This is a genomic window from Roseateles sp. (genome assembly GCF_052436255.1).
Classification (GTDB): Bacteria; Pseudomonadota; Gammaproteobacteria; order Burkholderiales; family Burkholderiaceae_C; genus Pelomonas.
Map to the genome: position 1 here is coordinate 1 of NZ_JBQVNP010000144.1, position 13,338 is coordinate 13,338.

Annotated in this window: 11 protein-coding genes and 1 pseudogene; 10 read left to right on the plus strand and 2 right to left on the minus strand. The window is 69.6% G+C overall.

Annotated features, from left to right (window positions below):
• Window positions 1-505: sensor histidine kinase (locus tag ACT6S0_RS22570; protein ID WP_444766018.1), on the plus strand; the 505-nt coding region annotated here is incomplete at its 5' end.
• Here ACT6S0_RS22570 and ACT6S0_RS22575 read toward each other — a convergent pair.
• A complete protein-coding gene (locus ACT6S0_RS22575; RefSeq protein WP_444766019.1) occupies window positions 490-3,261 on the minus strand; it encodes a TonB-dependent receptor in 2,772 nt (923 codons plus the stop codon). The genes ACT6S0_RS22570 and ACT6S0_RS22575 overlap by 16 nt on opposite strands.
• A gap of 249 nt (window positions 3,262-3,510) precedes the next feature.
• On the opposite strand from ACT6S0_RS22575, the gene ACT6S0_RS22580 reads away from it, so the two are divergent.
• The 6 genes from ACT6S0_RS22580 (at window position 3,511) to ACT6S0_RS22605 (ending at window position 10,126) form a co-directional block, all read left to right on the plus strand.
• Window positions 3,511-4,737: a cyanophycinase gene (locus ACT6S0_RS22580; RefSeq protein ID WP_444766020.1), complete on the plus strand. Its 1,227-nt coding sequence runs from the start codon at window positions 3,511-3,513 to the stop codon at window positions 4,735-4,737.
• Window positions 4,738-4,834: 97 nt separating this feature from the next.
• Window positions 4,835-5,953, plus strand: a complete 1,119-nt coding sequence (locus ACT6S0_RS22585) for a succinylglutamate desuccinylase/aspartoacylase family protein (RefSeq protein WP_444766021.1) — start codon at window positions 4,835-4,837, stop codon at window positions 5,951-5,953.
• Window positions 5,950-7,338, plus strand: coding sequence for a YfcC family protein (locus tag ACT6S0_RS22590; RefSeq protein WP_444766022.1), 1,389 nt, complete (start codon window positions 5,950-5,952; stop codon window positions 7,336-7,338). The genes ACT6S0_RS22585 and ACT6S0_RS22590 overlap by 4 nt, the downstream gene beginning before the upstream one ends.
• A gap of 123 nt (window positions 7,339-7,461) precedes the next feature.
• Window positions 7,462-8,460: a GlxA family transcriptional regulator gene (locus ACT6S0_RS22595; protein WP_444766023.1), complete on the plus strand. Its 999-nt coding sequence runs from the start codon at window positions 7,462-7,464 to the stop codon at window positions 8,458-8,460.
• A complete protein-coding gene (locus tag ACT6S0_RS22600; RefSeq protein WP_444766024.1) occupies window positions 8,457-9,479 on the plus strand; it encodes an arginine N-succinyltransferase in 1,023 nt (340 codons plus the stop codon). The genes ACT6S0_RS22595 and ACT6S0_RS22600 overlap by 4 nt, the downstream gene beginning before the upstream one ends.
• Window positions 9,476-10,126, plus strand: coding sequence for an arginine N-succinyltransferase (locus ACT6S0_RS22605; protein WP_444766025.1), 651 nt, complete (start codon window positions 9,476-9,478; stop codon window positions 10,124-10,126). The genes ACT6S0_RS22600 and ACT6S0_RS22605 overlap by 4 nt, the downstream gene beginning before the upstream one ends.
• Window positions 10,127-10,235: 109 nt before the next feature.
• On the opposite strand, the gene ACT6S0_RS22610 is transcribed toward ACT6S0_RS22605, so the two are convergent.
• Window positions 10,236-11,420 carry a helix-turn-helix transcriptional regulator gene (locus tag ACT6S0_RS22610; RefSeq protein ID WP_444766026.1) on the minus strand — a complete coding sequence of 395 codons (1,185 nt, stop codon included), beginning with the start codon at window positions 11,418-11,420 and terminating at the stop codon, window positions 10,236-10,238.
• A 225-nt stretch (window positions 11,421-11,645) separates the two neighbouring features.
• On the opposite strand from ACT6S0_RS22610, the gene ACT6S0_RS22615 reads away from it, so the two are divergent.
• From ACT6S0_RS22615 to ACT6S0_RS22625, 3 genes and pseudogenes are all read left to right on the plus strand, one after another.
• Window positions 11,646-12,452, plus strand: coding sequence for a hypothetical protein (locus tag ACT6S0_RS22615; protein ID WP_444766027.1), 807 nt, complete (start codon window positions 11,646-11,648; stop codon window positions 12,450-12,452).
• Window positions 12,453-12,510: 58 nt separating this feature from the next.
• A complete protein-coding gene (locus tag ACT6S0_RS22620) occupies window positions 12,511-12,936 on the plus strand; it encodes a hypothetical protein (protein ID WP_444766028.1) in 426 nt (141 codons plus the stop codon).
• A 182-nt stretch (window positions 12,937-13,118) separates the two neighbouring features.
• Window positions 13,119-13,338: pseudogene (locus tag ACT6S0_RS22625) on the plus strand (PhaM family polyhydroxyalkanoate granule multifunctional regulatory protein); the annotation flags it as partial.

Here is a 13,338-nt window from a genome sequence, read left to right on the forward strand (position 1 = left end):
GGAGCAGCTGCTGGCCCTGGCGCGCGCCGAACCGGGCGCTGCTGCGGTGGAACAGCCGCTGGACCTGGCCGAGCTGGCGGCCCAGGCGGTGGCCGAGGTGCAGCCGCTGGCCGCCAGGGCCGGCGTGGCGCTGACGCTGACCGCGCCCGATCCGCTGCCGCTGACCGGGGATGCGCAGGCCTTGCGCGGCGCCTTCCGCAACCTCATCGACAACGCGGTGAAGTACGGCGCCCGCAAGGTGCAGGTGAGCGCCCTGCGTGGCCCCGCCGGCGCCCCGCTGCTGCGCGTGGACGATGACGGCCCGGGCATCCCGGCCGAGCAGCGCGAGCGCGTCTTCGACCGCTTCCAGCGCGGCGAAGGCACGGCCGTGGAAGGCAGCGGCCTGGGCCTGGCCATCGTGCGCGCGGCGGCCAAGCAAAAAGGCGCCAGCGTGGTGCTGGCGCCTTCGCATCTCGGCGGCTTGCGCGCCGAGATCCTCTTCCCTGTCGATCAGCGGAACTGGTAGCTCAGGCTGGCGAAGTAGCTGCGGCCGCGCGGGTCGCCGTATGTCGGGTCCCAGGTGACCTGGAAGTAGCGCGACTGGTTGGTGAACGGCGGCGCGGTGTCGGCGATGTTCAGCACGCCGGCACGCAGGCGCAGGCTCTCGGTGATGCGGTAGCTGCCGGTCAGATCCCACAGCGAGTAGGGCTTGACCTCGCGGTCGTTCCACTCCGGCGCGGCCAGGCCGGGCGTGTTCTGGTCGCGGTAGCCGGACATGTAGCTGTTCGCCACGGTCAGGCCGTAGGGGCCCATGTCCCAGTCCACGCTCAGCTTGTGGCGCCAGCGTTGTACGGCCTTGTCGTCGCGGAACTTGGCCAGGCCATCGACCAGCGGCGAGCGCGGGTCGGTGTTGAACTTGTACTCGGTGATCAGGGTGCCGGACAGGCTGGCGCCGAAGCGGCCGAAGGAGGTGCCCTCGCCGCGCCACGACAGCGACAGGTCCAGGCCGCTGGTGTTGAGCCGGCCGCGGTTCTCCTTCTTGACGACGACGGTGTCGACGAAGCCGTCGGAGAAGCGCTTCACGATGGCCGGGTCGTTGTAGATGAGTGGCGTCGTGAAGATGGTTTCCTCGCCGATGTCCGAGATGATGTCGCTCTTGCGGATGGCCCAGTAGTCGACGCTGCCGTTCCAGCTGCGCGTGGGTTCGAACACCAGGCCGATGTTGAACTGCTTGGACTTCTCGGGCTTGAGGTTGGGGTTGGAGTAGCGGTCCACCGGCATCTGGGCGACTTCGCCGGAGATGGGGTCGCGCACGAAGCTGGCGGTGATGCCGCTGCGCAGCGGGCGGAACAGTTCCGAGACGGTGGGGGCGCGGAAGCCCGTGCCGTAGGAGGCGCGCGCCAGCATGGTCCGGGTGGGGCGGTAGCTCAGGCCCAGCTTGGGATTGGTGGTGCTCAGGCTCGGCGACATGCTGTTGGTGGCCTTGTCATGGATGCCGTCGTAGCGGTCATGGCGCAGCGCGAACTGGCCTTCCCACTGCTTGCTGAACGGCGCGCTGAGTTCGGCGAACACGCCGGTCACGTTGCGCGAATGGCTGGTGTCGGCCAGCAGCGGGCCGGAGCTGGAGCGGTCGTTGTTGACGTCGTTGCCCTTGAGCACGTCGGTGGCGCTGAACTTGACCTGCTCGCGGCGACGCTCGGCGCCCACGGCCAGCATCAGGTCGCCGCCGGCCAGCTCGGCCAGCGAGCGGGTCAGTTTGCCGTCCAGGCTGGTGGAGCTGCCCTCGGCGATGCGGGCGGCACCGTTGAGCTTGATGCTGTTCATGAAGGCGCGGCCGACGGTGGGATCGGCGGCGCGCACGAAGGGGTTGTACTGGCCGGCGCGGATGCCGGACTCCAGCTTGGTCAGTGAGACCCAGCCGTCCAGGTTGGTGTCGGTGGCCTTGTTGACGCTGTGGTTCACCGCGGCGTCGTAGTCCCAGTCGCCGAAGCGGCCAACGGCGCCGACCACCAGGCGGGCGGCCTTGCTCTCGACACGGCTGGTGCGCTTGCCGGCATCGTCGAGGCGGAAGCGGAAGTCCACCGTACCGGTGACGCCGGTGACGGCCTGCAAGGACGCCGGCAGCGTGATGCCGGAGGCGGCGCGCAAGCGCGCCGTCGCGGGCGAGGCCGAGTAGTCGGTGTCGGTCGTGGCGAGCAAACCTTCGGCGAACAACTGGTGGTCTTCCGCCAGTTGCAGGGTCACGCGGCCGACCACGCTGGCCTTGTCGGAGGCCGGGTAGATCTCGGAGCCGGCGACGTAGTCGTAGGAGCAGCCCTCACGGCCGCCCAGCCCCAGCGGCTGCACCGAGTTCGGGTTGACCCCGCCGGTGCAGGACGACTTGCCGAAGTTGACGCGGCGCGAGCCGGAGTTGACGCCGCCAGGGTTCCAGGTGCCGTTGGCGTTGGTGCCCTTGAGCGCCATGTTGGGGTTGGCCAGCACGAAGTTGTTGAGCTGGCTCAGCTGGGCCGCAGTCAGGTCGACGTTTGCGGGAAAGCTGTTGCTGGAGGTCTGCGGCGGCAGCCGGGTCGGCAGGCTGTATTCGCGGATGAAGCGACGCTGGCTGGCGTCCAGCGGGTCGAGCTTCTGCACGTCCAGTGCGCCGAAGACGTTGAAGCGGTCCTTGGCCAGGTTGCCGAAGCCGGCCGAGATGCTGAAGGTCTGCTTGCCCGCGCCGCCTTCCTCGGTGCGCGACGCATAGGTGCTGAGGTCGACGCCCTGGTAGTCCTTGCGCGTGATGAAGTTGATGACGCCGCCCATGGCGTCGGTGCCATAGATGGCAGAGGCACCGTCCTTGAGCACTTCCACGCGCTGGATGGCACCGGCCGGGATGTTGTTCAGGTCCACGCCGGCGTTGTCGCCGGGGCTGGCGAAGTTGGCCAGGCGGCGGCCATTGAGCAGCACCAGCGTGCTGGACACCCCCAGGCCGCGCAGGTTGGCGGCGTTGAAGCCGCGCTGGGCGCCGGACTGGTCGGTGATGCTGGCGCCGTCGGTCAGGCCGCCGACGTTGGAGGTGATCTTCTGCAGCAGCTCGGCCGCCGTCGTGACCCCGATCTTGTCGATGTCGCCACGCTTGACGACGTCCACCGGCAGCACGGCCTCACCGTCGATGCGCTTGATGCTGGAGCCGGTGATCTCGACGCGCTCGAGCTTCTGTTCCTGAGCCTGCGCCGGCAGCGCGATGAGACAGAGCAACGCGGCGTGGGCCAGCGCGTGCCGTGCGAAGGAGGGAGCTGAAGTCATAGGGCCTCGTGTGGTGACTGGGTGGAGCGGATGCCCTCAGGTTAGGGAGGCTGCCGATGTGTTGCCTATGGGGTTTTGGCGCGCCGGTCGCTTGCATGCAAATGCGCGTCGCTTCTCGGCAAGCGTCAGAAGCGACCCCGCAACACCGCTTGCCGAGAAGCGACATGCAATTGCGTTGGTGGTGCGCGATGCCATGGTTTGGGGCCCAACCCGCTGGCTGCCGCGGCGGGGCACTGCCAACATGGCTGCATGAGACTCCTGACCCGATTCATGCTTTGTGCGCTGTGGTGCGGCAGCGCGGCCCATGCCGGCACGGCCATCGTCATCGGTGGCGCCCTGAAGACCGACAACGACGCCGTCTGGCAGCGCATCGTCGACGAGGCCGGCGGCGCCGGCGCGCGCATCGCCGTGTTCGCCACCGCCGCGGCCAACCCCGAGCGCAGCGCCGGCCAGATCGTCGCCGCGCTGAACCGCCGTGGCGCCCAGGCCGAACACATCCCCGTCGCGCCGCGCCTGGCAGGCGTGGACCTGAAGGCCAACCTCAACGACCCGACGCTGCTCGCCAAAGTGGCCTCCGCCAAGGCCGTGTTTTTCTCCGGTGGCGCGCAGGAGCTGATCGTCGACACGCTGCAGCCGGGCGGCAAGCCCACCGCCATGCTCAAGGCCATCCGCCAGGTCTTCGACGGCGGTGGCGTCGTGGCCGGCACCAGCGCCGGCGCGGCCATCATGAGCCGCATGATGTTCCGCGACGCGCAGGACAACATGCAGATCCTCAAGGGCCAGTGGCGCGAGCGGCGCGAGTACGACCGCGGCTTGGGGCTGGTCGGGCCCGACCTCTTCATCGACCAGCACTTCCTCAAGCGCGGCCGCATCGGCCGCATGCTGCCGGCGATGCGGGCCTTCAACTACAAGCTCGGCATCGGTGTCGAGGAGAACTCGGCCATCGTCGTCAAGGGCAGCGATGTTGAAGTCATTGGCGCGCGCGGCGCCCTGCTGGTGGATCTGTCCGAGGCCACATCGGACCCCAAGCTTGCCGCCTTCAACCTGCGCGGCGCGCTGCTGAGCTACCTGGACCGCGGCGACCGCCACGACCTCAGGACCGGCATCACCACGCCCGCGCCCCACAAGCTGCGCGAGGCCAAGATCGACCCCGCGGCGAGCGACTACAAGCCCTATCTGCAAAGCGACGGCTATTTCCTCGACATCCTCGGCGACTCGACCATCACGACCGCGATGGCCCAGCTGCTGGACAGCCCGCTGCCCGAGGTGCGCGGCCTGGCCTATCGCGCCAAGCCGCGCCCGGGCGACAGCGCGCCCGACCTGGGCTTCGAGTTCCGCCTCTACAAGGGCCCGGGCCTGGTCGGCTGGTTCAGCGGGGCTTTGGGCGGTGAGGACTACACGGTGCTGAAAGCGCGGCTCGATGTCATCCCGGTGCGCATGGCGCAGCCGCTGTTCACCCCTCTCGTTGCCCACTGACAAGCAACCCAAGGGCAACCACAGAGACACAGAAGCACGGAGTGAATTCAAGGCTTGCCCTTCTCCGTGCCTCAGTGGTTGCATTTTTGAGCTGACCATGCAAACCCTTTTCCACGACCTGCCGCCCGCCAGTGCCGGCACGCAGCGCCGCCTGCGCAGCCTGCACTTCGGCACCGGCGACTCCGGCCGCAAGGCGTATATCCATGCGGCCCTGCATGCCGACGAAGTGCCGCCCATGCTGGTGGCGCAGGCCCTCATCGAGCGCCTGAGCGCGCTCGATGCCGCAGGCGCGATTGCCGGCGAGATCGTCCTCGTGCCCATGGCCAATCCCATCGGCCTGGCCCAGGACATCCAGGGCTCGGCCTTCGGCCGCTTCGACATGGGCACCGGCCTGAACTTCAACCGCCAGTTCAGGCACCTGACTGCGGCGTTGATCTCCCTCGTCGAGCCGCAGCTCGGCGCGGACAGCGCCGCCAACACCCGCGTCATCCGCGCGGCCTGCCTGCAACTGCTGGCCCAGGTGCAGCCCACCCACGAAGCCCACGCGCTCAAGCAGCTGCTGCAGACGCTGGCGGCGGACGCCGACCTGGTGCTGGACCTGCACTGCGACAGCCAGGCCGTCATGCACCTCTACACCGGCACGCCGCAGACGGCCGCCTTCGCGCCGCTGGCCGGCTACCTCGGCGCGCAGGCCCTGCTCTACAGCGAGGTCTCGGGCGACGACCCCTTCGACGAGACGGCCTCGCGCACCTGGTGGGAGCTGGCCGCGCATTTCGAGGGCCGCTTTCCAATCGACGCCAATGCCTGCCTGGCCGCGACCGTCGAGCTGCGCGGCGAGACCGAGGTGACGCATGAACTCGCCGAGCAGGACGCCGATGCGCTGCTGGCCTTCCTGCGCCATCTCGGCCATGTCCACGGCACGCCACCGCCCGCGCCGCCTGGCTGCGAGCCGACGCCGCTGGAGGGCGTGGAGCCCCTGATGGCGCCGTCGAGCGGCATCCTCGTCTTCGCCAAGCAGCCCGGCGACTGGGTCGAGGCCGGCGAGTTGGTGGTCGAAATCATCTGCCCGCTGACCGACACGCGCACGCCGCTGCATGCACGCGCCGCCGGCCGCTGCTTCGCCCGCACGGCGCGCCGCTTCGCCACCCGCGGCATGCGCCTGGCCAAGATTGCCGGCGCGACGGCCTACCGCACCGGCCCCCTGCTCTCGCCATGAAACTCAAGCTCCCCAACACCTATGTGCTGCTGGTCGTCCTGCTGGCACTGATCGCCGCGGCCACCTGGATCGTGCCCGGCGGCAAGTTCGACACCCAGCTCGTCGACGGCAAGAACGTCATCGTCGCCGGCAGCTATCACGTGGTGGAGGCCAGGCCGCAAGGGCTGGTGGCGCTGCTGACCTCGCCGATCAAGGGCTTTGTCGAGGCGGCGCTGATCATCGGCTTCGTGCTCATCGTCGGCGGCGCCTTCGCGGTGCTGCAGAAGACCGCGGCCATCGACGCGATGATCAAGTCGGTCGCCCGCGCCCACACCCGCTCGGCCGTGGTGAGGGCCATGGTCATCCCGGTCTTCGTCACGCTGTTCTCGCTGGGCGGCGCCACCTTCGGCATGGCCGAGGAAGCCATTCCCTTCGTGCTGATCTTCATCCCGCTGGCGCTGGCGTTGCGGCTGGACACGCTGACCGGCGTGGCGATTCCCTTCGTCGGCTCGCAGGTGGGTTTTGCCACCGCCTTCCTCAACCCCTTCAACGTCGGCGTGGCGCAAGGCATTGCCGGCGTGCCGCTGTTCTCCGGCATCGGCTTTCGCGCCATCTGCTGGGCGATTGCGACCTCACTGACGGTGGGCTTCCTGATGTGGTGGGCCGCGCGCATCCGCCGTGACCCGACGCTCAGCCCCACCTACGCCATGGACCAGGAGCGCCGCAAGACGCTGGACATGGCGGGCTTCGAGAACTTCGCCGGCATGACCGGCCGGCACCGCGCGGTGCTGTGGCTGTTTGCGGCCACGCTGGGGGTGATGATCGTCGGCGTGGTCCAGTACGGCTGGTACATCGAGGAGATCGCGGCGCTCTTCCTCGTCATGGCCGTCACCGTGGGCTTCGTCGCGCGGCTGACGGCCGACGAGTTCATGGCCGCCTTCCTGCACGGCGCGCGCGACCTGGTCGGCACGGCCCTGGTCATCGCGCTGGCCAAGGCCACCGTCATCCTGATGCGCGACGGCCAGATCATCGACACCATGCTGCATGCGCTGGCACCGCTGGTGGAAAGCAGCTCGCCGGTGTTCTCGGCGCAGAAGATGTTCGTCATCCAGTCGGTCATCAACTTCTTCATCCACTCCGGCACCGGCCAGGCCGCGCTGACCATGCCCATCATGGCGCCGCTGGCTGATTTGGTGGGCGTGACCCGGCAGACGGCGGTACTGGCGTTTCAATTCGGCGAGCTGACGACGCCCATCATTCCCACGTCCGGCATCACCGTCGGCGTGCTGGCTTTGGCCGGGGTGCCGTTCGGGCAGTGGGTGAAGTGGATGCTGCCGTTGCAGGCGATCTATCTGGCGATGGCGCTGGGGCTGCTGGCGGTGGCGGCGTTGATGGGCTGGCAGTGAGCACAATGGCGTGATGTTGCTCGTGGTGGTTCGTTGCTGGCTAGGCCCATGCCGGGAGTTCGCCCTGCCGGGGCGACGTCCCGGCATGGGCCTCGGCGTCAAGCCACTCACGGAACATCAACCGTGATCCACGCCGAACCCGCACGCCGCCGAGTCGCCCTGCTGCCGCTCCCAGGCTTCTCCATGCTGGCGCTGGCTGGCGTGCTCGACAGCCTGGGCGCCGCCAACGAGCTGCAGGCCGAGGTGGTATGGCAAGGCGAATGCCTGTCAGTCGCCGGCGGCCCGGTCGCAGCCGGCAACGGCGCACTGCTGCACACCGCCGCGCTGCCACCGGACGCCGACTGGCACGCCGTCATCCTCATCACGGCCGACACCGCCCCCTGCGACCCCGCCCTCGCCGCACGCCTCAAGCGCTGGGCGGCCGACGGCGTGGTGCTCGGCGGCATCGACGCCGGCGCCGCCCAGCTCGCCGCCTGCGGCCTGCTCGACGGCCAGCGCGCCTGTGCAGACTGGGCACTGCTGGACAGCCTGGCCGAGGCCCACCCCCGCGTCGCCTGGGCCAACGGCCTGTGGGAGATCAGCGCCGACGGCCTGCGCCTGTCCGCCGCCGCCGGCCTGGCCAGCGTGGACCTGTGCGGCGCCTGGCTGGCCAGCCAGCACGGCGAGCGCGTCGGCCAGGAGCTGGCGCAACTGCTGGGCCTCAACGGCCTGCGCCCACGCGACGAACGCCAGCGCGCCGGCTACAGCGAGCGTCGCGGCGCCGGCAGCCCCAAGCTGGCCGAGGCGCTGGCGCTGATGGAGGCCAACCTCGGCGAGCCGCTGCCGACCGAAGAAGTCGCCACGCTGGTGGGCGTGTCGCGCCGCCAGCTGGAGCGCCTGTTCAAGCAGCACCTGGACACCCTGCCCTCGCGCCACTACCTGGCCCTGCGGCTGGCGCGCGCGCAGCGCCTGCTGCAGCAAAGCTCACAGTCCATCCTGCAGATCGGCCTGAGCTGCGGCTTCTCGTCGGGCCCGCATTTCTCCAACGCCTACAAGAACCATTTCGGCCACACCCCGCGCGACGAACGCAGCCGCCGCGCGCTGGCCTGGCGCCCTGCGCCCACTCCCGGAGACCCCCCATGAACCACCTGCTGCTGCGCCCCGTGGCCGAGGCCGACCTGCCCGCGCTCGTGCGCATGGCGGCGGCCAGCGCCGACGGCATCAGCTCCCTGCCCAACGACGCGGCCAAGCTGGCCGCGCGCATCGCCGCTTCCCTGCAGGCCTTTGCCAGCCTGGACGACGCCAGCGGCGAGGAGACCTATCTCTTCGTGCTGGAAGACCTGGCCGCCGGCCGCGTCGTCGGCTGCTCGGGCATTGCCGCCAGCGCCGGCTTCTTCGACCGCTTCTACAGCTATCGCAACGAGTTCGTCGTGCATGCGAGCGCGGCGCTGGGCGTGTCGCAGCGCATGCACACCCTGCACCTGTGCCACGACCTGACCGGCGCCACGCTGCTGACGTCGTTCTACCTCGACCCCGGCTACGAACACGGCCCCGCCGCCCAGCTGCTGTCGCGCGCGCGGCTGCTGTTCATCCGGGCGCATGCCGAGCGCTTCTCCGAGCGCATCGCGGCCGAGAGCCCCGGCATCACCGACGCCGCCGGCCAGAGCCCGTTCTGGGACGCCGTCGGCCGGCGCTTCTTCGGCATGGACTATCCGCAGGCCGAGCTCATCGTCGGCGGCCGCAGCAAGGCCTTCATCGCCGACCTGATGCCGCCCTCGCCCATCTACGTGGCCCTGCTGCCCGAGGCCGCGCAATGGGCGCTGGGCCAGCTGCACCCGGTGGGCGAGCTGCCGTTCTCGGTGCTGCAGGACGAGGGCTTCGACGCCGACAGCTATGTCGACATCTTCGACGGCGGGCCAACGGTGGACGCGCCGCTGGCCTCGCTGCGCAGCGTGCGGCTGGCGCGCGAGGTGGTCGTGGCGGCCGAGGCCGATGCCCGCGGCCGCGAGTGGGCGCTGCTGGCCTGCACCGAACGCGCGCGTTTCCGCGCCGTCCTCGCGGAGGTGGGCAACGAGGTGGACGCCGGCACCGCCGCCCGCGTGGGCGCCCATCCCGGTGAAAGGCTGGTCATGACGCCCTTGCAAACGGAGATGGCCCCATGAGCCATGTGCTGCTGACGGACGAACCCGGCGGCCTGCGGCTGGCGCTGGACGATGGCAGCGCCTCGCTGCTGCTGGTGCCGCGCCTGGGCCTGACGCTGCCGCGCTACCACTTCCGCCTCGGCCGCGTGGTGCATGCCGCTGCCGAGCTGGGCCTGTTCCGCGTGCAGGCGACGCTGCTGCTGGGCAACGACCACACCGGCAGCGCCGAGCTGGCCGAGCTGCGCACCGCGCCGGCCTTGAGCGAGGCCGATCAGGTGGCGGCCTTGTCAGCACTGATTGCTGCCGCGCAAGCCCAGCTGCGCGAGCGGCCGGGCGACTTCGGCCCCGCACTGGTGGCCGAGCTGCCGGGCTGGCTGGACGCGCAGGGCCGCTCGCCCTTCTGGCAGGCCCTGGGTGCGCGCTTCTACCCGGGTGACCCGGGGCAAGCCGAGGCGCGCTTCGGCGCCGACTGGCGCAGCCACCTGGCGGCACTGCTGCCGCGGCAGACGGTGTATCTGTCCTTCCTGGGCGAAGAGGCGGAGCGGCGGGCTTTGGCTGTGCGTGATGACGCGCGAGCGGCACTGGCTGCCCTGCAGGCTGCGGGTTTTCAGCCGGCGGTGCATGCGCGGATTGACGATGGGGGGCCGGTGGTGGCGTGGGTGGCTTGAGCAGCGCCCGGATGACCTTGGCAACCGTGCCAAACCTGCCCAAGGCCGCCGGCACAGGACGGTGGGCATGCCGCGACGCTCCGGCCACCGGAGCGTTCGACGCTGCCGCTCAAGCGCGCCCCAGAACCCGTCTCGGGTCGACCGACGGCGCACAAGTGTGTGGCGGGCCGCCGCGCAGCAGCAAAGAGACGAGTTGGCCCTGCGTGTGGACATCAAGCTTCGCAAAGACACGCTTGAGGTAGGCGCGCGCCGATTCGTATTGGATGCCCATCTCCTCGGCCGCCTGGCGCAGCGTGTGCCCGCGCGCCAGCAGCACTGCGAGGCGGGCTTCTGAAGCCGTGCAACCACGGTGCTGCAGAAGCGACGCTGCGTGGTCCTTCGGTCGATCAGCCGCACCGTCCAGAAGCACCATCACACGCCTCTCGGTGGGTACGAACGGGCTGGCCGGCAGCGTGAACGGCAGCATCTGCAGGGTGTTCCCCTCCGACCCGCGATGCGGGGGCAGCCACAGCGGATCGGGCCGGCTGTCCGCGGGGTGCATCAACAAGGCCGCCACACCGGCCTCGAGCCGTTCTTGCACCCGCGCGTCGCGTGCGACCAGACGTCCTGCACGCCAGACGAGTGGACCGTCGGCCTGCAGAAAGGCCTCCATCGCGGCATTGGCGGCCACAACGCGAAGCCGTCCGGCCAACAGGGCAGCAGGTTGCGGCAGTTGTTGCCACGCCGCCGCTTGGGCACCGTCGGGCCGCGAACCCAGGGCCAGCGCCAGCGAAAGCGAGCGTCTGAGATGGTGTGTCAGACGTTCGAAGCAACGAACCTCGGCCGCGCTGAAGCTGGGCATGTCCGGCGGACGCATCAAGGTCACGTTGGCCACCGTGCCGCCCTGGGCGAGCACCGTGTTGCCCAGCGTGTGTCGGAAGCCCTGCGGCCGCATCCAATCATTGAAGTACTGGCTGCGCATCAGCGCGTCGCGTTCGCCGAGAAAGGCGTCCAGGCGTTCGTTGGTGCGGACCATGCCGGGTCGGTGCAGCCGCTCGCTGACCCGCATCCATGGGTTGTCGGGGGCGAAGTACAGCGCGTCGAAGGACGCCAACCAGGCCGGCTGCACGCCATCGAGGCAGATCGGGCGCACCTTGCGTCGGCTGCATTCGAGCAGGTAGAAGGTCTGTGCGTTCGACGGAAAGGCACGCCGCATCAGGTCCATCACCTCGCGCCAGTCGTGCGGTGCGGCCGCCGCGCGGTACACGGCGTCCACCATATCGTCGTACACGCGCTGCAACGCCGCCGCGGCCATGGGGTGCTCCCGAAGTGCTCGACGGGAGGATAGTCGCCAGCCCGATGCGGACCAAGCGAAGACCCCAAGCGCTGTTCCGCGCCGCCGGCAACACACCGAGATCGAGCGGCGCCCCGGATTCCCAAATGGGAGTAGCGGGCGCCGGGGAGGTACATATACGCTGCGGCTCGCGGCTGCCGATTGAATGGAATCCTCATGGCGGCCCCACACATCAGGAGTTGGACCATGAATCCAGATGCCTTCGCCCCCATCTCGTCCCGGGCCACCGCCGCGGCGGTGCTTGTGCTGTGTACCGCTGCGAGCCCCAGCTTGGCAGCGCCGGACTGGGACATGGCAGGCGTCAAGCTCGGCATGACCGAAGCGGAAGTGAAAGCTGCCTTGGTTGCCTACGATCCGAAGGGCAAGATCAGCGCGTCCAACAGCAGCTACAACTACAGCGACGGCCTCAATTCGCATCGGACGCCTGCCTTCCTGAGCAGCATGGAGATCCGGGTGGTCCGCTTGGCGCAGTGGACGCCGATCAAGGTGTGGTTTTCCGGCCCGGATGGGCCGGCGCGGGTGATCGCAATCGCCAGGAACGAAGGCAACCTGCCCAACCCGGTGACCCGCGGGCAGTTCCTGCAGAGCCTGCAGGCAAAGTACGGTCCGCCCACGGCCCAGTGGAGCAACGGCATGCCCTACTGGGAAGCCAATGGCAAGCCCTCGTGCGTCCGGACCAGGAGTGGCGGCCAGGTCAACTTCGGCGAGTTCCCGCAGGTGACCTCGGGTCACAAGACCCTCGACCAAGCCGTCGGCCTGCTCGAAGCGCAACAACAGCAACCCGGCGGCTTCTACACGCTCCCCGCCGATCTGACCAGTTGCGGCACCTTCATGTACTACACCGCCGTGGATCCGGTCAGCCTGTACACCGGCGGCATGTACGACGTGGGCGCCATCGTCGCCACCCAGCGTGCCCGCCAGGCCTGGGTCGACAAGCTGCGATCCGAGGCTGTCCGCAAGCGCGAAGGACAAGGCCAGGCACCCCGCCTGTGATGCGATGACTACTGCTTCCGACCACGTTGGCACATTGCTCTGCTGCCGAGCCACCGAGATGAAGCCCGCAGCCGCGTCGTCCCGCGCACCCTCGAAGCGCAGCGTTGCAGCTCTCGCGCTGCTCGCCGTGCCGGCACTGGCCGCGGCCGCGGGGATCCCGGCGTCCTTTCACGGCACGTGGGTGCGCGACGAGAAGGCTTGCAGCAGCGGGCCCTTGCTGATGATCCACGCAGAGCGCCTTCGCTTCGTCAACGACGGGCACAGCCAACGCTACACGAAGCTCTTGGTCGAGCCGAGTTCCGGCGGCCGCGCCGCGCCGGGAACCCTCGAGGTGCTTGCCGACTTGCCCGATGGCTCGCCCTTCCTGCTGTTCCTCACGCCGGGCTCGCCACCCCTGGTGAACCTGAACTGGCGCCCGCTTGAGGACCAGCTTGCAAAGCGCTTCCCGTTGGCACCGTCCGCCTTGAAGCGCTGCCCGGGCTGAGCCCTGCCTTCGGCATGCAAGCGGCTTGTCCGACAGGGTCGGACCGCCAGGGTCGCGACGCGCTCGGCCACCAGGCTTCGCAGCGTGGTCTTAACTTTCACCTCACCTTCGCCTCACCAAGCCCTCACCCTCGCTGTCTAGAGTGCCCGGCACCGGCTGCACCGCAGCCCGCATGAGGAGTGATGACGATGACCCGTACCGCCAAGACCGCACTGACCGCCACGGCCGCCGCCCTGCTCGCGGCGGGCGTGACCCTCACCACCGGCGCCTCAGGCTGGACGCCGCCGGCCTGGCTGCAGAACAAGGCGCCCAGCAGCGCGCCCCTGACCGGGGATGCCACCCCCAGCCCGGCGCCAACGGCCGCTGCCGCTGCCGCCGTCGTTGCGCCGCCGCCCGCCGCCG

Coding starts and splice junctions, on each gene's coding strand:
- ACT6S0_RS22575 (WP_444766019.1), bottom strand. CDS start 3,261: ATGACTTCAGCTCCCTCCTTCGCACGGCACGCGCTGGCCCACGCCGCG.
- ACT6S0_RS22580 (WP_444766020.1), top strand. CDS start 3,511: ATGAGACTCCTGACCCGATTCATGCTTTGTGCGCTGTGGTGCGGCAGC.
- ACT6S0_RS22585 (WP_444766021.1), top strand. CDS start 4,835: ATGCAAACCCTTTTCCACGACCTGCCGCCCGCCAGTGCCGGCACGCAG.
- ACT6S0_RS22590 (WP_444766022.1), top strand. CDS start 5,950: ATGAAACTCAAGCTCCCCAACACCTATGTGCTGCTGGTCGTCCTGCTG.
- ACT6S0_RS22600 (WP_444766024.1), top strand. CDS start 8,457: ATGAACCACCTGCTGCTGCGCCCCGTGGCCGAGGCCGACCTGCCCGCG.
- ACT6S0_RS22605 (WP_444766025.1), top strand. CDS start 9,476: ATGAGCCATGTGCTGCTGACGGACGAACCCGGCGGCCTGCGGCTGGCG.
- ACT6S0_RS22610 (WP_444766026.1), bottom strand. CDS start 11,420: ATGGCCGCGGCGGCGTTGCAGCGCGTGTACGACGATATGGTGGACGCC.
- ACT6S0_RS22615 (WP_444766027.1), top strand. CDS start 11,646: ATGAATCCAGATGCCTTCGCCCCCATCTCGTCCCGGGCCACCGCCGCG.
- ACT6S0_RS22620 (WP_444766028.1), top strand. CDS start 12,511: ATGAAGCCCGCAGCCGCGTCGTCCCGCGCACCCTCGAAGCGCAGCGTT.